At 64.4% G+C, this 19,883-nt stretch carries 12 protein-coding genes and 1 pseudogene; 7 read left to right on the top strand and 6 right to left on the bottom strand.

The window, feature by feature from the left end; all coding sequences use genetic code 11:
* Nucleotides 1–915, bottom strand: a 915-nt coding sequence (locus J7367_RS14690; protein WP_209028947.1) for an aldo/keto reductase, incomplete at its 3' end; no start/stop codon positions are given.
* A gap of 311 nt (nt 916–1,226) precedes the next feature.
* Between J7367_RS14690 and J7367_RS14685 the strand changes: the two genes are divergently transcribed.
* The gene (locus tag J7367_RS14685; protein ID WP_057664260.1) at nt 1,227–2,129 is read left to right on the top strand and encodes a LysR family transcriptional regulator; all 903 of its coding nucleotides are present in this window, start codon (nt 1,227–1,229) and stop codon (nt 2,127–2,129) included.
* Here the strand turns inward: J7367_RS14685 and J7367_RS14680 are convergent.
* From J7367_RS14680 to J7367_RS14665, 4 genes and pseudogenes are all read right to left on the bottom strand, one after another.
* On the bottom strand, nt 2,121–2,888 hold the full coding sequence (locus J7367_RS14680; RefSeq protein WP_057664263.1) for a substrate-binding domain-containing protein: 768 nt from the start codon (nt 2,886–2,888) through the stop codon (nt 2,121–2,123). The genes J7367_RS14685 and J7367_RS14680 overlap by 9 nt on opposite strands.
* A gap of 8 nt (nt 2,889–2,896) precedes the next feature.
* Nucleotides 2,897–4,246: pseudogene (locus tag J7367_RS14675) on the bottom strand (MFS transporter).
* 301 nt (nt 4,247–4,547) lie between these two features.
* On the bottom strand, nt 4,548–7,193 hold the full coding sequence (locus J7367_RS14670) for a PAS-domain containing protein (protein ID WP_057664266.1): 2,646 nt from the start codon (nt 7,191–7,193) through the stop codon (nt 4,548–4,550).
* Between the two features lie 375 nt (nt 7,194–7,568).
* On the bottom strand, nt 7,569–8,741 hold the full coding sequence (locus J7367_RS14665; RefSeq protein WP_007964505.1) for an OprO/OprP family phosphate-selective porin: 1,173 nt from the start codon (nt 8,739–8,741) through the stop codon (nt 7,569–7,571).
* A gap of 283 nt (nt 8,742–9,024) precedes the next feature.
* On the opposite strand from J7367_RS14665, the gene J7367_RS14660 reads away from it, so the two are divergent.
* Entirely contained in the window at nt 9,025–10,398 is a 1,374-nt protein-coding gene (locus tag J7367_RS14660) for a dicarboxylate/amino acid:cation symporter (protein WP_007964504.1), read from the top strand.
* 198 nt (nt 10,399–10,596) lie between these two features.
* The gene (locus J7367_RS14655) at nt 10,597–12,906 is read left to right on the top strand and encodes an NADP-dependent malic enzyme (protein WP_057664269.1); all 2,310 of its coding nucleotides are present in this window, start codon (nt 10,597–10,599) and stop codon (nt 12,904–12,906) included.
* A gap of 338 nt (nt 12,907–13,244) precedes the next feature.
* Here the strand turns inward: J7367_RS14655 and J7367_RS14650 are convergent, their stop codons facing one another.
* Nucleotides 13,245–16,586 (bottom strand): GH92 family glycosyl hydrolase, encoded by a 3,342-nt coding sequence (locus J7367_RS14650; RefSeq protein ID WP_057664272.1) that lies wholly within the window; start codon nt 16,584–16,586, stop codon nt 13,245–13,247.
* 428 nt (nt 16,587–17,014) lie between these two features.
* On the opposite strand from J7367_RS14650, the gene J7367_RS22460 reads away from it, so the two are divergent.
* The 4 genes from J7367_RS22460 to J7367_RS14630 all read left to right on the top strand — a co-directional run bounded on the left by J7367_RS22460 (nt 17,015) and on the right by J7367_RS14630 (nt 19,876).
* The gene (locus J7367_RS22460) at nt 17,015–17,380 is read left to right on the top strand and encodes a helix-turn-helix transcriptional regulator (protein ID WP_081028032.1); all 366 of its coding nucleotides are present in this window, start codon (nt 17,015–17,017) and stop codon (nt 17,378–17,380) included.
* A 494-nt stretch (nt 17,381–17,874) separates the two neighbouring features.
* Nucleotides 17,875–19,131 (top strand): HlyD family efflux transporter periplasmic adaptor subunit, encoded by a 1,257-nt coding sequence (locus J7367_RS14640; RefSeq protein WP_081028033.1) that lies wholly within the window; start codon nt 17,875–17,877, stop codon nt 19,129–19,131.
* Nucleotides 19,132–19,244: 113 nt separating this feature from the next.
* Nucleotides 19,245–19,421, top strand: a complete 177-nt coding sequence (locus J7367_RS14635; RefSeq protein WP_158526045.1) for a hypothetical protein — start codon at nt 19,245–19,247, stop codon at nt 19,419–19,421.
* Between the two features lie 71 nt (nt 19,422–19,492).
* Complete coding sequence (locus J7367_RS14630) at nt 19,493–19,876, top strand: rhomboid family intramembrane serine protease (RefSeq protein WP_244672311.1); 384 nt, start codon at nt 19,493–19,495, stop codon at nt 19,874–19,876.
* Nucleotides 19,877–19,883 lie beyond the last annotated feature (7 nt).

The raw sequence follows: 19,883 nt of genomic DNA, 5'->3' as shown, positions 1-19,883 counted from the left end.
TTGATCAGACCTTCCCAAGGTGCGTGCGCCCATCACCGGCGACACAACGGCCGGGTTGCGCAAGGTCCAGGCCAGCGCCACCTGCGAGCGCGATGCGCCCAGTTCATCGGCGACCGCACCGACCACATCGGCGATCTCCAGCGAGCGTGCATTGAGATGTCCGGTCGAGGCGATCACCCCCTTGCGGCTGCTCGACACCTCTGCCGCATTGTCGTCGGTCAGATCGGCGCGGCTGTATTTGCCGGTGAGGATGCCACCGCCCAGCGGCGACCACGGCAACACGCCCAGGCCGAGTTCGCGCGCCATTGGCAGCAGCTCATGTTCGACGCTGCGTTCGACCAGGCTGTACTCGATCTGCAGCGCCACCAACGGCGACCAGCCGCGCAGGTCGGCCAGGGTCTGCAGTTGCGCCACGCGCCAGGCCGGCGTATTGCAGATGCCCAGATAGAGCACCTTGCCCGATTGCACCAGATGCTCCAGGCCGCGCATCACTTCGTCGGGCGCGGTGGTGAAATCCCAGGCGTGCAGGTACAGCAGATCGATTCGGTCGGTGGCAAGTTGGCGCAGGCTGGTTTGGACCGAGCGAATCAGGTTCAGGCGATGATTGCCGCCGGAATTGATGTTGTCCGCATCGCGTGCCATGGTGAATTTGGTGGCCAGCACGAAGCGTTCGCGTCGGTCCTTGATCAACTCGCCGAGGATGCGTTCGGAGCCGCCGTTGGTGTAGTTCACCGCCGTGTCGATGAAGTTGCCGCCGCGCTCGGCATAGGCGTCGAAGATGCGCTTGGCTTCGCCTGCATCTGCGCCCCAGCCCCAGGCTTCGCCGAAGGTCATGGTGCCCAGCGACAGTGGCGAGACGCGCAGGCCGGAGCGGCCGAGCAGGCGGTAGTGGTCCAGTGAGCGTGGCTGGTGCATGCGTGATGTCTCCCAAGTGATGGCGTGGTGCGTGTTGCCAGCCACTGTGCCGCGGCGCGGGGGGAGGGCGTGAGCCTGGTTATCCGGCATCCTTGCCTGATCGTCCGAATGGCCGATGCAGCGCCATCGCACAGGCAAGGTCTGGGGAGGCGTGGTGTGGCGTCGCATTGAATTCGATGCCAGTGCTGGCTCTTGCCAATTCGAACGCAGGCAATGCGCCCGAATGCAGCGGCTTTTCGGCGTCAGACGCAGCACCGCTGGCAAGCGTCTATGCTATGGCGACCGCCATCGAACACTGAAGCTGCGGCACCGTGACCATCAAATTCGACCTCAACGATCTGCAGGCATTCCGTGCCGTCGCCGAGAACGGCAGCTTTCGCCGCGCTGCCGAACGCATCCGCATCACGCAGCCGGCGCTCAGCCGCAGGATCGACAAGCTCGAGTCGGCGTTGAACGTCAAGCTGTTCGAGCGCACCACGCGCAAGGTTGCGCTCACCACCGTCGGCCAGGCATTCATGCCGCAGGTCGAGCGCATGCTCGACGATCTGGATATGGCGCTGATGAACATCGGCGATGCAGGGTCCAGCAGGATGGGCACGGTGACCGTGGCCTGCGTGCCGTCTGCGGCGTACTACTTCATGCCGCAGGCGATCCACGGGCTGCATCAGCTGTTTCCGAAGATCCGCATCCGGCTGTTCGACGGCAGCGCCAGTCATGTCAGTGCGGCAGTGGCCTCCGGCGAAGCGGATTTCGGGGTCAGCTTCAGCGGCAACCTGGCGCCGGAGGTGGAGTTCGAACCGTTGTTGCAGGAGCGCTATGTGATTGCCTGCCGCCAGGACCATCCGCTATCCGGGCGCGCACAGGTCAGCTGGCAGGAGGCCTACGGTTACGACTACATCACGCTGGACAAGACATCGGGCAACCGGCTGGTGCTGGATCGGGCGCTCTCTGCATTCACGCCGGACAAGCCCAGCATCTGCGAGACCCGCCATGTCACCACGTTGCTGGGGTTGGTGGAGGCCGGCGTCGGTATTGCCGCCGTGCCTTCCATTGCCATGCCGTCCGGCCCGCATCCGGTGCTGGCGGCGGTGCCGCTGGTCGAACCGGAGGTATCGCGCAACGTGGGCCTTCTCAAACGTCGCGGACGCACGCTGACACCGACCGCGCTGGAACTGGCGGAACTGGTGCGACGGATGCCCGCACGTTCAAGGTGACACCGGATCCAGGCCAGTCACGCGCGCAACCGCCTGCGCCTCGCCCGACTGCAGGTACGTAAGCAGGCGCCTGGCCGCGTCGGGGTGCTGCGCGTTGACCGGAACACCGGCGGCGTAGCGCGTGATCGACTGCAACTGTTCGGGGATCTTGCCGACAAACTCCACGCCTGCCAGCGGAAGCAGCTCGGCCACCTGCTGAAAGCCGAGCTGATAGCTGCCATCGGCCACCACCGTGCCCACCGGGAGACGCGGAATCTTCTTGCTCTTGGCCATCATCGGGCCTTGGATCCGCAACTGCTTGAACAGCGTGGTCTCGATATAGACGCCGCTGGCGCTGTCCGAATAGGCCACCGAATCGGCGTGCAGCAGCGTCTGTCTGAAGTGCTCGACGCTGTCGATCTTGGGTTTGGGTGCACCGCTGCGCACCACCATGCCGATCCTGGAATCGGCCAGCTCCACCCGCGATGCCGGGTCGACCACGCCGGCGTCGATCAGCGTCTGCAGCGCGCTACCGACCATGATCACCACATCGGCATGCTCGCCGCGTGCGAGCCGGTTGGGAATGGCTTGCGGCGTTTCGCCCATGGAAGGGCCAAGCAGGGTGGTGACCTTCACCCCGGTCTGCTTGGTGTACTGCGGCGCCAGGCGATCGAAGGCGGCCGTGAAACCGCCGGAGGTCATCACGGTCAATTCCTGCGCGCCTGCCGCTGTCGACAGCAGAACCGTTGCAACGATCGCACCCAGCCACTTTTTCCACATGCTCCGCATCATTTCGTCGCTCCTGCCGCGGCATCCAGGCCGGTCGCCGTCGCGGGATTGCTCTGGCGGCGATACAGAAACAGCGTGGCCCCCAGCGCGCACACCGACGCGAAGACCAGCCAGTAGCCAGGCGCGGCCTTGTCGCCGGTGACATGGATCAGCCAGGTGGACATCACCGGCGTAAAGCCGCCAAACACCGCGGTCGCCAGGCTGTAGGCAAGCGAGAATCCGGCGACCCGCACATGCGCCGGCATCCGTTCGGTGAGCGCCGGAATCATGGTGCCGTTGTAGATGCCGTAGATGAAGGACAGCCACAGCAGCGCCTGCAACATATGCGTAAAGCTCGGTGCGGCCGCGAGGAACGCGAGCACCGGATAGGCGGTCACGATGCATACCACTGCCATGGTCACCAGCAGCGGCTTGCGGCCGAAGCGGTCGCTGAGCGCGCCACCGATCGGCAGCCAGATGAAATTGGAGACGCCTACCAACAGCGTGACGATCAACGCATCGCCGGTGCTGAGTTTGAGTACGCTCTTGCCGAAGGTGGGGGCGTAGACGGTGATCAGATAGAACGCGGTCGTCGTCAGCGCGACCATCAAGCCGCCGGCAATCACGATGCCGGCATTGTTCGCCAGCCCGCGCATCACCTGCTTCATCGTGACCGGCTGCCGGCGCTGGGCAAATTCTGCAGTCTCTTCCAGGCTTCGCCGCAGCAAGAAGATGAAGGGAATGATGACGCAGCCGATGCCGAACGGAATCCGCTAGCCCCACTGCGCCAGGTCCTGCGGCGCCATCAGCTGGTTGAGCGCAAACCCGATTGCGGCCGCCGCGACGATGGCAAGCTGCTGGCTGGCCGATTGCCAACTGGCGTAGAAGCCGCGCCGGCCCGGTGTCGCCATCTCGGCCAGATACACCGACACGCCGCCCATTTCGGCGCCGGCCGAAAAGCCCTGCAGCAGGCGGCCAAGCAGCACCAGGGCCGGTGCCCACAAGCCGATGCTGGCGTAGCCCGGCACCAGCACGATCAGCACCGTACCGCTGGCCATGATCGCCAAGGTGACGATCAAGCCCTTGCGGCGCCCGACATCGTCGATGTAGGCACCCAGGATCACCGCACCCAGCGGCCGCATCAGAAACCCCGCGCCAAACACGGCGAAGGTCATCATCAGGGACGCAAATTCGTTGCTTGCCGGGAAGAAGGTCGCGGCGATCTGCGTTGCGTAAAAACCGAACAGGAAGAAGTCGAACTGCTCGAGGAAGTTGCCCGAGGTCACCCTCAGCACCATCCCGAGTTTCGACTGGTGCGTTGCCTCACTGCTGGAACTCTGCATAAATCGCCCTCCACGATAGGTATGCATGGACGTATGACATCTGAGGCACTCGATTCTGGTCGAGATGGTCAACGTTGATAATTGCTGCTTTCTCATCGATTGATGCGCGTTGAACATCGGCCGGCGCGGCTGCAGTGCTCGACGTGCAGTGACCTCGCCACGACGCGCACGCCGCATTCGCCAGCGGCGGCTGGCATGGCCGCCTGACGTGAGGTCGATCCGTCCATGCCGTCGCCGCAGTGCTCTAGTGGCCTGCCGATGCGCCGATCGGTTCGGTGCGTGCGCTGCGGTGAGCACGTGAGAGGGCGCAGGCAGCGCCGGCAGCGCGCTACCCGCGCCGCATCAGCATCTGCGTCACCAGCGCGCGCAGGGCAGGTGGGCGGACCGGTTTGGACAAAAATCCCCAGCCCAGATCCAGCGCATGCTCGCGCAGGACAGGGTCGGGTTCTGCGGTGACCAGGATCACCCGTGGCTCGCGTTGCCAGCGTTCCACCAACTGCGACAGCAGCATGGGGCCGTGGTGCGCGCCCATGCGCACATCCAGCAGCAGCAGTTCCGGTACCTCCTCGGCATTGGCGGCGCTCAATGCCTCATCCGGGCCGCCGGCAAAATCCACGCGGCATTCCCAGCGTTCCAGCAGCGTGCGCGTGGCCTCGCAGACCAAGGGCTCATCATCCACGCACCACACCCGGCAGCCATGCAGGATGGGGTCGTTGCCGTGTTCGGCAGTGCCGACAGGCGCTGGCAGTTGCCGTGCGATGGCGGTGCGATCGCCCAGCGGGACCGTCACCGAAAACACGCTGCCGGCGCCCAGGGTGGAACGCAGCCCGATGCGATGGCCGAGCAGACGGCCGATGCGCTCGACGATGGCCAGGCCCAGGCCTGCGCCGCGATCGTTGGCCACGCCGTCGTCCAGGCGGCGGAATTCCTCGAAGATTTCGTGTTGCAGGGCTTCGGGAATGCCGGGCCCCTGGTCGTGCACTTCGATGCGCAGCCAGCCGCCGCGGCGGCGGCAGCCGATCAGCACGCGCCCGCGCGGCGTGTAGCGGATGGCGTTGGAGAGAAAGTTCTGCAGGATGCGGCGCAGCAGGTTTTCATCGCTCAACACCACCGCCGAGGTCGGCACCGATTCCAGCACCAGCCCGCGGTCTTCGGCCAGGATGCCGAAGTCGCGCGCCAGGGTGTCCAGCAAGGGCGCAAGCGCAAAGTCGCGCACCTGGGTCTTCAGGCTGCCCGCTTCCAGGCGCGAGATGTCGAGCAGGCTGTTGAGGATGGCGTCCTGCGCCGCCAGCGCACCGTCGATGTTGTCGACCACGCGTGCGCTGCCAGCCTCGCGCACTTGCCCGCGCAGCACCGAGACGAACATGCGCGCGGCGTTGAGCGGCTGCAGCAGGTCGTGCACCGCCGAGGCGACGAAGCGAGTCTTGTAGCGGTTGGCGCTTTCGGCTTCGCGCTTGGCCGCCGCCAGGTCGCGGGTGCGCTCGGCCACGCGGTGTTCCAGCGCGTCGGCCAGCGAACGCAGTTCGCGTGCGGCGTTCTTGTAGCTGGTGATGTCGGCGTAACTGGTGACAAAGCCGCCATCGGGCAGCGGGTTGCCGCGGATTTCCAGCACGGTGCCGTCTTCTTTTTCGCTCTCGCGCATATGCGGCTTGCCGCTGCGCAAGTGGTTCAGGCGACGCTCGATCGCCGCCTCGATCGGCCCCGGCCCCAGCAGGCCGCGGCGTGCATTGAAGCGGAACAGGTCTTCGATCGGGCGGCCGATCTTGAGCAGTTCCGGCGGAAACCGGAACAGCTCCAGATAGCGCGAATTCCACGCCACCAGATTGAGCGCCTCGTCGATCACCACCACGCCTTGCGGCAGATGTTCCAGGCTGCGGCTCAGGCCGGCATTGGCCTGCTGCGCAGCGGTGACCACGCCGTCCTGTGCGGTGCGCAGTTCTTCGGCGTGTTGCTGCAGCAAGGTTTCCAGCTCGTGCCGGCTGCGCTGGCGCAACGCCGACAGCCGCCGCCGTTGCTGCACGAACAACCACAGCAGGGCCAAGGCCAGCCACGCGCCGGCCGCGGCAATCGCCGCGGCGCGGCCGGCAGCGGCACTGGCGCGGGTGTCGTGCAGCAGATGCAGGCGCCAGCCGCTTTCGGGCACTTGCAGGGTCTGCCACAGCACCTGCGCGCCGAGCGGCGGGTCGCGCACGTCGGCCAGCACGCCGCCGTACCCGGTCTGCTCGATCAGCCGGCGCCGCAGCGGCAGCAATTCCTGGTCGGCGTACTGGCGGGTGCTCTGCAGTTCGCGGCGATCGCGGTCGCTGAGCGGGGCCAGCACGCGGTAGCGCCATTCCGGCTGGCTGGCCAGAAACACCACCTCGTGCGCGTCCGACGCCAGCACGATATCCGGGGTCTGCAGCCACTCACGCTCCAGTGCAGCCAGGGCGATCTTGATCACCACTACGCCCTGCACCTGACCGGCGCCGTCGACAATGGCCTGCGACAGGAAATAGCCCGGCTCGCTGGTGGTCATGCCGATGCCGTAGAAGCTGCCGCTGCCGGTGGCCAGCGCCTGCTGGTAATACGGACGGAAGGCATAATCCACGCCCACGTTGCTACGTGGCGCCCGCCAGTTGCTGGCGGCCAAGGCCACGCCGTCGTGGTTGATCAACGTCAGCGTGGACGACTGGGTGACATTGTTGGCGCGTTCGAGCTTTCGATTGAGCGCATCCACCTGGGCCGGCGACAGCGGGCCGGACACGGCCGCGCGCAGTTCTGGGTCCAGCGCCAGAATCTGCGGCAACGTGCGATAGCGGTCCACGCGCTGCTGCAGCGCCTGCGCGTAGAGCCGCAGCTGGCGGCGCACGGTGGCGCTTTCATCGTGCAGCGCGCTCTGTTCGACGAAGTGCCCGGCCGCGACCATGGCCACCACCATCTCGCCCAGCACGATGGACAAGGTGAGCAGCAGGCGACGGCGTTGCGATGCATACATGGCCGCAAGTATGGCGGTCTGTCGCCGGATCGCGCAGCCATCCGCCTGCAATGTCTAACAAAAAAGCGGTCGCGCTCATCGCCAGATGGGGGGCGCGGCCGGCAGACGGTGCCATCGCGTGTGCCACGCGTGACGACGGTTCCGGGCGCTCCGCCCGCATTTGCCCGGCGACCGCGCGCGACGTGTGTCAGCCGCTCTCATCGCACGCTTGGCAAGCGCCGAAGACGACAACGGCCGCACCCGTGATGGATGCGGCCGTGTCCAATGCCTGTTGCGGTGCGATGCCGGCGGCGCGTCGGCAAGCCGGCGCGTGGCCATGACGCGCGGCAGTGCGCCGGAGCGAATCGCCGGCGCGCTGCCCCTGCTCGGTGCGGCTTAGAACTGCACCTGCGCACGCAGTTCCATCACGTGCGGGGTTTCATGCACGCCATTGCGCGAGGAATCCACCCAGCTGTAGTTGGCCTGGAACTTGAAGTGGCTGGTGAGGTACCAGTTGGCGCCGATGGTGGTGTCGTGCTGGCGGCCGCCATGCACATTGTTGTCTTCCAGGTTCAGGCGGCTGTAGCGGGCGGTCAGCTCGACCGCGCCGTAGTCGTGCGACGGCTTGATGTTGCCCGGCACGCCGCCGGCATAGCTGCGCGATTCGCCGGTCAGCGTCCAGGTGCCGTAGACGTACTGGCCCTGGGCGATGAAGTGCGGCTGGTTCGCGTTGCGTGCCACTTCGGCACGCAGGGCTTCGCTCTGCAGCGAGAACGGGCCATGGATCCAGACCGCTTCCAGGCCGGTGCGGATCACATGGTCCACATCGAGAATGGTGCCGGTGTCGATCAGGCGCACATCGGTCAGGCCGGCTTCCGGGCGCGCACGCAGGCGCACACGCGGGCTGAACGACACGCCGCGGCCGTCGCTGTAACCGCGCGGGTTTTCGATCGAGCCGGCGATGCCCAGGTGCAGCACGTCGCCTTCGGCCTTCGACGGGGTCCATGCCGCGTGCACGGCCTGGGTGGTGCCCGGGTTGTCGCCCTGCAGATCCTTGCCGCCGTAAGCGCCGGCCTGCAGCAGGTACTGCTGACGTTCCAGCGTCCATTCCGCGCCGGTACGACGACCCTGGAACACCGCCTGGATCGGCAGGCCCAGTTCCATGAAGCTGCCCGCGCGCGAGCTCTGCACCGCTTCCAGACCCACCGGCACCTTCATGTAGCCCAGGCGCACGCGGCCGTAATCCTGGCCGAACAGGGCCTTGGTCTCGAACCGGTAGAACACGTCCAGCCACAGCTTGGACTCGAAGTCGTAGTACACCATGGCGTCGTAGACGCCCTTCTTCTTGATGGTGGCGCCGAATTCCTTGCGGCGGAAGTCGTTGCGGTCTTCCAGGCGGTCGTCGCCGGAGAAGTTGTTGTCGTCGTAGGCGTAGTTGCCGGTCAGGCCCAGCTCGGTGCCGTCACCGAAGGTGTACTTGGTCGGCCAGTTTTCGATCGAGGTGGCTGCATTGGCAGCGGCGGGGACGATGGCAGCAGCCAACGCCAGGACAAGCAGATTGAGGCGCATAGGTATGGTCTTCGGCAATAAGAAGGGGCCGGGCGTCCTGCCATGGCGGTCGCAATGAATGTCTTCAGCAAGCGCGCAGGATCCGGACGACGGCAGCACAGAAACCGTGTCTGCGTTAAACGGAATTAACGGCCGGCGGCGGCGCGGCTGAAGTGTAAGCCCACGTTCAGCCGCTGGACATGGGGTAGTACCAATGGGCTATCGGCCGGGGCTGTGACGTGCGGCTAGAATGCGTGCAACGGGTGCCTGCTCGGCACCCTCTCTCGTCTCTCGGAGTGGTGTCATGCACATCAGCAAGCCTGCCGGCCCCCTGCCGGCGTCCGTCCCCTTCTATCGCCAACTGTATTTTCAGGTGGTGGTGGCGATCGTCCTCGGTGCCCTGCTGGGCCATTTCGAGCCCGCCTTCGCCGAAAGCCTCAAGCCGCTGGGCGACGCCTTCATCAAGCTGGTGAAGATGATCATCGCTCCGGTGATCTTCCTGACCATCGTCACCGGCATCGCCGGCATGACCCATCTCAAGACGGTGGGCCGGGTGTTCGGCAAGGCGATGGCCTACTTCCTGTTCTTTTCCACGTTGGCCCTGGTGGTCGGTCTGATCGTTGCCCACGTGGTGCAGCCCGGCGCCGGCATGAACATCAATCCGGCCGATCTGGACCAGAGTGCGGTCAAGAGCTATGTCGAGAAGTCGCATGACCTGACCCTGGTCGGCTTCCTGATGGACATCATCCCCAACTCGCTGATCGGCGCATTCACCGGCGATCAGGTCGTCAACGGCAAGCTGACCGGGCCGAACATCCTGCAGGTGCTGTTCGTGGCGGTGCTGTTCGGTGTGTCGCTGGCGTTGGTGGGAGAGCGCGGCAAGCCGGTGCTGAACCTGCTGGAAGCGCTGATCGCCCCGGTGTTCAAGCTGGTGCACATCCTGATGCGTGCCGCCCCGATCGGTGCCTTCGGCGCCATCGCCTTCACCATCGGCAAGTACGGCGTGGAGTCGCTGGTCAACCTGGCCTGGCTGGTGGGCTCGTTTTATCTGACATCCCTGTTGTTCGTGCTGGTGATTCTGGGGCTGGTGAGCCGGCTATGCGGGTTTTCGGTCCTCAAGCTGATCCGCTACCTGAAGGCCGAGCTGCTGCTGGTGCTGGGTACGTCCTCGTCGGAGTCGGCGCTGCCGTCGCTGATGGAGAAGATGGAAAAGGCCGGTTGCGAGAAGTCGGTGGTGGGGCTGGTGGTGCCGACCGGGTACTCGTTCAATCTGGACGGCACCAATATCTACATGACGCTGGCGGCGCTGTTCATCGCCCAGGCCACCAATACCGAACTGACCCTGGGCCACCAGATCGCACTGCTGGCCGTGGCGATGCTCAGTTCCAAGGGAGCGGCCGGCGTCACCGGTGCCGGCTTCATCACCCTGGCCGCCACGCTGGCGGTGGTACCTGAAGTGCCGGTGGCCGGCATGGCGCTGATTCTGGGCGTGGACCGTTTCATGAGCGAATGCCGCTCGCTGACCAACTTCATCGGCAACGCGGTGGCCACCGTGGTGGTTTCGCGCTGGGAAAACGCCCTGGACCGCGACCGGCTCAAGCTGGTGCTGGACGGCGGCGAACCACCGCTGCTGGCCCCGGTCGGCCAACCCGGCGTGGCACCTGCCAGCCTGCGTTGATGCTTCCTACGGCCCTGTCTTCCGTCGGTGTTAACGACGGGATGCAGGGCCGTTCTTGTTTGGCCTCCACTCCGGCTGCGCCGCCCGCCACGCCGCATCCTGCGATCTCCCTGCCGCGCTGACAGCTGCGCGACAGGCCCTTGTTCAGGCAGGAGGGTAGAATTCAGTTCTCCTGCGCCTTCGAGACCCACACCACCGATGTCCACCGACGACTTCAAACAGGCCGCCCTCGACTACCACCGCCAGCAGCCGGCCGGCAAGATCAAGGTCACCGCGACCAAGCCGATGCTGACCCAGCGCGATCTGTCGCTGGCGTATTCGCCGGGCGTGGCGTTCGCCTGCGAGGCCATCGTCGAAGATGCCACCCAGGCCAGCGAGCTCACCGCGCGCGGCAATCTGGTGGCGGTGATCTCCAACGGCACCGCGGTGCTGGGCCTGGGCAACATCGGCCCGCTGGCCTCCAAGCCGGTTATGGAAGGCAAGGGCGTGCTGTTCCAGAAGTTCGCCGGCATCGACGTGTTCGATATCGAAATCAACGAGAACGACCCGGACAAGCTGGTGGACATCATCGCCAGCCTGGAGCCCACCTTCGGCGGCATCAACCTGGAAGACATCAAGGCGCCGGAATGCTTCATCGTCGAGCGCAAGCTGCGCGAGCGCATGAACATCCCGGTGTTCCACGACGACCAGCACGGCACCGCGATCATCGTCGGCGCCGCCGTGCTCAACGCGCTGGTGGTCACCGGCAAGAAGATCGAAGAGGTCAAGCTGGCCACCACCGGCATGGGCGCGGCCGGCATTTCCTGCGTCAACATGCTGGTCTCGCTGGGCCTGAAGCCGGAGAACATCCTGGCGCTGGACCGCGATGGCGTGATCCATACCGGCCGCACCGATCTGGATCCGGACAAGCAGCGCTACGCCCGCGATACCGACAAGCGCACCCTGGCCGAAATCGTCGAAGGCGCCGATATCTTCCTGGGCCTGTCGGCCGCCGGCATCCTCAAGCCGGAGATGGTCGCCAGCATGGCGCGCCAGCCGGTGATCTTCGCGCTGGCCAACCCCAATCCGGAAATCACCCCGGAAGCGGCCAAGGCCGTGCGCCCGGATTGCATCATCGGCACCGGTCGGTCGGATTATCCGAACCAGATCAACAACGTGCTGTGCTTTCCTTACCTGTTCCGCGGCGCGCTGGACGTGGGCGCCACCGGGATCAACGAAGAGATGAAGATCGCCTGCGTCAAGGCGATCGCGGCGATGGCGCGGCGCGAGGCCTCCGACCTGGGCGCGGCCTATGGCGGCGAGACCCCGAGCTTCGGTCCCGAGTATCTGATTCCGCGTCCGCTCGACCCGCGCCTGCTGGTGGAGCTGTCGTCTGCGGTTGCGCAGGCGGCCATGGATTCGGGCGTGTCCACGCGCCCGATCACCGACATGGAGGCTTACCGCGACAAGCTCGGCCAGTTCGTCTACCGCACCAGCCTGATGATGAAGCCGGTGTACGACCGCGCGCGCGCCGACAAGCAGCGCGTGGTATATGCCGAAGGCGAAGAAGAAGTGGTGCTGCGCGCGGTGCAGAACGTGGTCGACGAAGGCCTGGCCTACCCGATCCTGATCGGCCGCCCGGACGTGATCGAAGCACGCATCGAACGCATGGGCCTGCGCCTGACCGCCGGCGTGGACTTCGAAATCACCAACATCCTCGACGACCCCCGCTTCAACGATTACTGGCAGTACTACCACGCACTCACCGAGCGTCGTGGCGTGACCGTCACCGCGGCCAAGGAGCTGATGCGCTCGCGCCCGACCCTGATCGCGGCGGTGATGGTGGCGCGCGGCGAAGCCGACGCCATGCTGTCCGGCGTGGTCGGCCGCTTCCACAAGAAGCTCGGTTATGCGCGCAGCGTGATCCCGCTGGAGCCGCGGGTCAGCTCGACCTCGGCGATGACGGGTGTGATCAACCAGCTTGGCGTGTTCTTCTTCCTGGATACCCACGTGCAGGAAGACCCCACCGTCGAGCAGGTGGTGGAAGCGACGTTGCAGGCGGCGTATCGCCTCAAGCTGTTCGGCATCGAGCCCAATATCGCCTTGTTGTCGCATTCCAACTTCGGCAGCCACGATTCACGCGATGCGCTGAAGATGCGCCAGGTGCGCGAAGCGCTGCTCAAGCGCAAGCCCGAGCTCAACATCGACGGCGAGATGCAGGGCGACACCGCCTGGGACGAGGCGCTACGCAAGCAGATCATGCCCAACAGCACCTTGAAGGGCCGTGCCAACCTGTTCGTGTTGCCGAACCTGGAAGCGGCCAACATTGCCTATAACCTGGTGCGCGTGTTCACCGACGGCGTGGCGATCGGTCCGATCCTGATGGGCATCTCCAAGCCGGTGCATATCCTCACCACCAGCGCCACCTCGCGCCGGGTGATGAACATGACCGCCATCGCCGCGGTGGACGCACAGATCCGCAGACAGCGCGATGCGGAAAAAACGGCCGCCGACAAGGGTAGCGACTGAGGTCGCTGGTTGCCGGAAGCAGCCGATGACTGACGCGCCTTCAAGCCGTCATTCGCGATCGCAGCACTGAGCGCCGCACGACGGCGCTTGAAGGCCCCTCTCCCCTGGGGCAAGAAGGTGCGGCTTGCGCGCCACTGGCGCGCGTGCATTGGAGCGCCCGCGCCTAGCGCGGGCCGGGGCGCGCAGCGGAAGTTGGGGTGAAGGTAAGGCCTGCCCTCGGCATCGAATCGATCTCGAACGCCGAAACCCCCATCCAAACGCGGGCAAAAACGCGCGCCGCTTATGGTTCCACCACCACCCACGCGCGCCGACGACGTCCAGCTTCATCGCGTCTGCGCTCAATCCCCCAGCAACTCGATTTCTGCCAGCTCGGCGCGCGCAGGCATTTTCAGCCGCAGCCGGTATTCCGCATACGCGCCAGGTGCCGTTATCCGGAACGGACGTGTCTGCAGCGGCCAGGCAAACCGCTCGTCGCTGCGTTGATCGACGATCTTCCATGCACCGCCTGCCTTGCGCCCTTCCAGCGTCCACGCACTGGCGCCGATTGCCGCATTGCCGCTGGTCAAGGTGTACAGCATCGGCGTGCCGCGCTGTAGTCCACTCAGGGTGATGCTGGGCGCACGCGACACCGCGACCACCGTGCCCGCATCGTCGTCGTGCAATGCGGGTGCCTCGCCACCGTCGGCCAACGCAACGTGCGCATCGGTGCCCAGCAGATCGATGAACGGGGCAGGGCGCTTGCCTGGCGCGGTCAACGATGGCGGCACATCGTCCGGTCCGCTACCCCAGCGCGAGGGCCTGGGCCCCATCTCGAAGTCCAGCGTCGCACCCTTGGCGATCGCCGCATGCGGCAACCAGGTCTTGCGCCACGGCTTGCCGTTGAGCGTGAGCGATTGCACATACACATTCTCCGGCGAATTCTGCGGGGCATTGACCGTCAGCGTACCGCCGCCCGGCAAGCGCACGCGCGCCTGCTTGAACAGCGGCGAGCCGATCACATACTCCGGCGCTCCCATCCGCAATGGATACAACCCCAGCGCGGCGAACAGATACCACGCCGACATCTCGCCATTGTCTTCGTCGCCGGCGTAACCCTGGCCGATCTCGCTACCCAGGTACAGGCGCGCCAGAATCTCGCGGGTCATGCGCTGTGTTTTCCACGGTTGCCCGGCATACAGATACATCCATGGAATGTGGTGCGCGGTCTGGTTGCTGTGCGCGTACATGCCCATGCGCACATCGCGCGCTTCGGTCATCTCGTGAATGGTGTTGCCATACGAGCCTGCAAACTGCGCTTGGGCAGTCTCGGGCGTGGAAAAAAACGTGTCCAACTTGGCGGCCAATGCCGCGCGGCCACCGTATAGCGCAGCCAGGCCTTCGCCATCGTGCGGTGCGGTAAATGCGAACGTCCAGCCGCTGGATTCGGTGTAATCGTTGCCCCACACGCGTGGGTCGTACTGCGCCGCGTCCACGCGCCAGGCACCATCGGGCCTGCGGCCCTGGAAGAAGCCGACCGCCGGATCGAACAGTGCCGCATACCCGGCTGCGCGGCGACGAAAATACAGCGCCTCGGTCGCATAGCGCTCACGCGCTGGCGCCGTGCTGGCCTGGCGGGACAATGCATCGGCCATGTTGGCGATGCCGAAGTCGTTGAGGGCGCCCTCCATCGACCACGACATGCCTTCATGCGTCTCGGTATCGGTATAGCCGCGGAAGGTCGAGCGTGCCATGCCCTTGCGACCGACATGCCGGTCCGGCGCAACGACCGTGGCGTTTTTCAGTGCAGCGGCGTAGGCCTCGGCCGGGTCGAAGCCTTGCACGCCTTTTCGCCATGCGTCAGCAAACGCCACATCCGAACTGGTGCCTACCATCAGGTCTGCATAACCGGGCGACGACCAGCGCGCGATCCAGCCGCCCGCCCGCGATTGCTCGACAAACCCGTGCACCAGGGCGCCGGCATCATCGGGCGCAAAGAGCGCATACGCAGGCCACGCCGTGCGAAACGTATCCCATAGCCCGTTGTTGACGTATACCCGGCCGTCGCGGATCGGTGCGAAGCTGCGCACCGCGCTGCCGTCGATATTGTCGTCCGACCAGCTGTTCTGGCTGGCGTAGCGCCAATCCGGCGCAGTCGCAGTGCCCACGTTTTCATGCGCCGAGTTCGGATACAGGTACAGCCGGTACAGGCTGGAATACAGCGTGGTTGTCTGGTCGGCAGTGGCATCGGGTACTTCGAAGCGCCCCAGCAATGCATCCCAGGCATCCTGCGCGCGGGCGGCGACCTGCTCGAAGCTTGCGTCTGCGGCAATCTCCAGTTCCGCATTGTGCTTGGCCTGCTCCACCGACATCAGCGAAGTGGCAATGCGCATCTGCACCTGGCGCGCGCTGCCGGCATCGAACTTGATCCAGCCGGTCGGGCGGCCAGTGTCCAGCAGGCCGCTGCTGTGCCAGGGCCTATCGAAGCTGGCATAGACGAACATGCGGGTTGCGCCCGTCGACAGACCGCTGCGCACGTCGGTGTAACCGGACAGTGTCTGGGTCGCCGCATCCAGCTTCAGCCCGCCGCGCGCATCCACGTTGTCGAACAGCAGATTGGCATCGCCCCGCGCCGGGAAGCGAAAACGAAACAGCGCGGCGTGGTCGGTCGGCGCGATCTCGGCATGGATGCCGTTGTCCAGTTGCACGGCGTAGCGATAGGGGCGGGCCTGCTCGTCGTCATGCGAAAACCCCAGTGCACGCCTGCTGCGATCGGCATCCGGCACGCCGGCAGTGAGCGAGGGCATCACCTGAAACGTCTGCCGGTCGCCCATCCACGGGCTCGGTTGATGGCTGAGCGACAGCGCCTGCAGACGCGGACGATTGTCTGCACCGTTGTGTTCGTTCCAGCGATATAGCCAGGTCAGCGTTCCCGCATCGGTGACCGGCGTCCAGAAGTTGAAACCGTGCGGCACGGCCGTCGCAGGGAAATTATTGCCGCGCGAAAACGTGCCATTGGATTGCGTGCCGCGCGTGGTCAGCACCCGATCCGAGGGCCGCCCTGGCGTTGCCAGCGGCACCTCGGCAATAGCGATATCGTCGATCCACCCGGCAGCGCGCGCGCCCGCAGGCGGCGCCAGGTCCAGCTCGATCGCACGCACACGCCGCCCACGCAGCCCGGGCACATCTCCCAACCGCACTTGCTTGCGCGCCCACTGCTGCGGGTACAGCGTCTTCGACTCGCCTTGCGCCTGCGCACCCAATGCCACGCCGTGTTGATCGCGCGCTGCGCCGGCAGAAACGCGTGTACCGTCGTCCAGCACCAGGTCCAACGAGACATACGTGGATGCCACATGGTCGTTGCCGACACTTTCCGGCAAGACCATCCACGATAGCGTTGTCTGCGTTTCGATCAGCAGATCGGTGGTGAACAACGCGCGCCGCCCACCTGCGCCGTTGCTCGCGTAATGCAATGCATGCGCTCCGCTGTAGCCGGCGTTCGGCTTGGCGGCGTAAGGAGCCTGTGGTCCGGCTTGTACTGCAACCGTGATGGCTGAAGAATTAGTCGCCGCTGGTTGTAGTTGTCTGGGCTCGAAAGATGTCCCACTCCCGCTTGTCGCGCGCGCCTTGGGGAGCGCCCCGAGCAAGCAGACAATCGCAATCGATGTCAGCAGCCCACGATGCACAGTGAAAGAAGCAAGCACGTTTGGAGAATTCCTTATTGAAGTGTCGGCTGGATCGAGCAGATCAAGCCCGATCGCATTGCGGTGCAGACCCCGCGACCGGATCAAGCGGCTAGGACCGCGTTATCGATCCTGAACAAAGCGCTTGCTGCATGCAAGCGAACTGGGGCGGATAAATCACCTGACGAGATGCTTTACCGACACAGGCGCGTAGCCAAAAGCGAAGTTCGCTTCGTATTGCGATTGTCGTGCAGCGCGGACGTTGGTCCTTGATAAGCGCCTTTCGATCACGGACGCAACACGCCTCTCTCGGCCTTGGCCCGATGGCATGCCCGGCGCGTTCTCCGCGCGCAGACAAGATTGACAAGCTCGACCATAAGCGCAGAATTCGAGAGACATCCCCCCCAAGTACAGCCGCATGGACAGCCCCCGCCTCAGCAACCGCATGGATCCGACCGCAGTATCCGGCCGCAGTATCCGGCCGCATCAAGTCTGCTCGCATCGCACTCGGTTTATCGCAGGGCGTTTTGGCTTCCCGCCTCGGTGTGCACCGGGCCACCATCGCCCATTGGGAGCGCGACGGTGGGTTTGTCCCCAGCGTCGAGAATCTGCGTGCGTTGAGCCAGGAGCTGCAGGTCGGATTTGAGTGGCTGGCGGTGGGCGGTGTGATTTCTGGACAAGCGGTGTCGCCTACGATACCGGATTCGCGCCGACGCCTTGAGTCACGCATGCTGATGCTGTCGCGGCATGTACCGGTGTCATTCCTGGCGACAGTGATTGCCCTGTTGGAAAGTGCTTCTGCTTATCTGGAATAGTCTGCGATCCCGATCAGGCCCTGCGTATCCCTGATACGCATGGTCCGTACGCGTTTCCTGAAACGGATGTGACATTGACTCACCATTGCCGTTCGCGCGTGTCGGTTCTGGCACACCTCGCGCATTGCGTCTGGTCGCATCCTGGCCCCTAATCGAGCGCATGGACAAAGACTCCGCCATTGTCGAAGTAGGGGGCGCCTCACTCAGTCTGAAGGGTTGCTACATATTTCTTGGTATCGCAACGAGGTCGGTAGGCAAGGCGGCAAGGGTATCTTTGAAGCGAGCCAGGAGGCGGGCCAGCCGCTGGAAAGTTACGGTCGGCCTTCCAATAGTTGACGCGGTCGCGTGTGGTTGGTCGCCGTTTATCGATTTTTTGTAAGCCTTCTTCCCGTGATCTGTGCTTCCTGCGGTTGGATATGATTCGGGTCGGCAATGCCCTTGCGCGCGCACTCATGCGTGCAAACGCGTTCGACCAACAGTTTGGTCAAATGAACCTGCCGCTATTCCGAAAAGAAGTCTTGCAGGCGCGCCGCACCAGCTGGCTCGGTGGAATCTCGCTCGTGCAGCCGTTGCGGACGTGGTTGTTCGTGACCGTGGCTGGAATCGCCGCGATATCCGTAGTGATCTTTCTGTGCGAGGGTACCTATACGCATCGATCCAGCGTGTCTGGTCAACTGGTCCCGACCAGGGGGCTCGCTACTGTGATGGCTCCCGCTACGGGCGTTCTCACCCGGCTCGACGTCACCGAAGGGCAGCGCGTTGCTGCGGGAAAGATACTGGGCGTCGTGACGGTACCGCGAGCCACGCTCGCCAGCGGTGATACCGGTGCCGCCTTACAACGGCAACTGCGCCAACGCGGCGAAGGTCTGAAATCCGCTGAACAGGCGCAATTGCAACAACTGGAAGCACAGGAGCAGGGTCTGCGAGCGCAATTGACCAACCTTCGCCAGGAACTGGTCCAGATTGACGGCGAGGTGGCGATACGCCGGAGCCAGATCGCCCTAGCCAATGAAGTGCTACAGCGCTGGCGCCAGTTACAGGACGACAAGTACGTCAGCGTGCTGCAAATCAAACAACAGGAGTCCAGTACCCTGGAATATAACAGCCAGATGCAGGCTCTTGAGCGGCAGTCCACTGAGATGCGGCGCGCCTCCGCGCAGATCGAACAGCAATTACGCATGCTACCTGGTCAGCGCGGTAGCGTGCAGGCCGACTATCGGCGCGACAGCGCAGCTGTGGAGCAGGAACAGGTGCAGACGCAGGCGAGTGCCGCGTTGGTCGTGACCGCGCCGGTCGCTGGCTTGATTGCTACGCAGGTGGTCAAGCCGGGGCAGGCGATCCAGGCGGGGCAGCCGTTGCTGAGCCTCCTCCAAGGGGAGGGTAGGCTGGAAGCGGTGTTATTGGTGCCCAGTCGCGCAGTCGGCTTCGTAGCGTCGGGCGACCGTGTTCTGTTGCGCTATCAAGCCTATCCATATCAGAAGTTCGGTCATCAGCATGGCGTGGTGACCGAGATCAGTCGCAGCGCGCTGATCCCAGGAGAATTGGCTGCTTTGACGGGTAGCGCAAAAGAGTCCGAGCCGTATTACCGAGTTACCGTGGCCTTGGCTCACCAGGAGATATCGACTGACGGAAAGCTCGATCCGCTAAAGCCTGGGATGCTGCTGGACGCGGACATATTCGGCGAGAAGCGTAATTTGATCGAATGGATTTTTGAGCCCATCTGGGGCCTCAGAAAGCGAATTTTTAATTGAGCTGCATATTTTGGTTTGCATAGGCGCTTGTAGGCGCTAGCGCGGAATGACATTGGGAATTACCCAATCCTGTGGCGCAGAGGGTCTGTGCCGATCTTGCCAGGAGTCTTGGAATGGAAATGCGCGAACTGACTGCGGAAGAAACGAAAGAGATTGATGGTGGCATGAGCGATTTCACTACCGGCGGCATCGCGGTGATCTCGATCGGGTTTGCTGGTGGCCCAGCGACTGCGGCTTTCGGTCTGCTTGTTGGAGGCGCGATGCTGGTGGTCGGTCACTATCAGCAGTAACCGCGGATAGCCATAGCGTGGGGTTCCGGCGCCCGTCGTCACTGGCGGGCGCCATATCGATGGAAGAAACGATGCATTGGAAATTCGATGAAAATTTTCCCCCGGCACCGGGAGATGCCTGGAGCGCGTGGCGACCACCATTTGGTCGCAAGCGGATGGGAGAATCTGCCGTGCGACGCGCCACATGGCAGTGGCATCCACTAGACCCGTTGCTAGTTTCGGTGACCGGTCCCTTCTTGCATGCGGGACTTGCCCATTGGATTGCAAATTTTTCACTCTTGATGGTCGGCTCGGGTTTTGCCTTTGCTTTTGGCAAGAACGCGGTGTTGTGGTCGGTGTTCGCCGCTGGCGTCTTCCTGCCTGGAATAGCACTGACCTTTCTGCCGCACTGGATCGGTCTGGATGCCTTTCTCGGAGTGTCGGGAGGGGTGTTTGCCCTACTAGGGATGGTCTGATCAATGC

The sequence above is a fragment of the Xanthomonas sp. D-36-1 genome (genome assembly GCF_017746155.1).
GTDB classification, from domain to species: domain Bacteria; phylum Pseudomonadota; class Gammaproteobacteria; order Xanthomonadales; family Xanthomonadaceae; genus Xanthomonas; species Xanthomonas cissicola.
The sequence above is the reverse complement of the archived record's forward strand: the minus strand, read 5'-3'. Positions and strand labels throughout refer to the sequence as shown.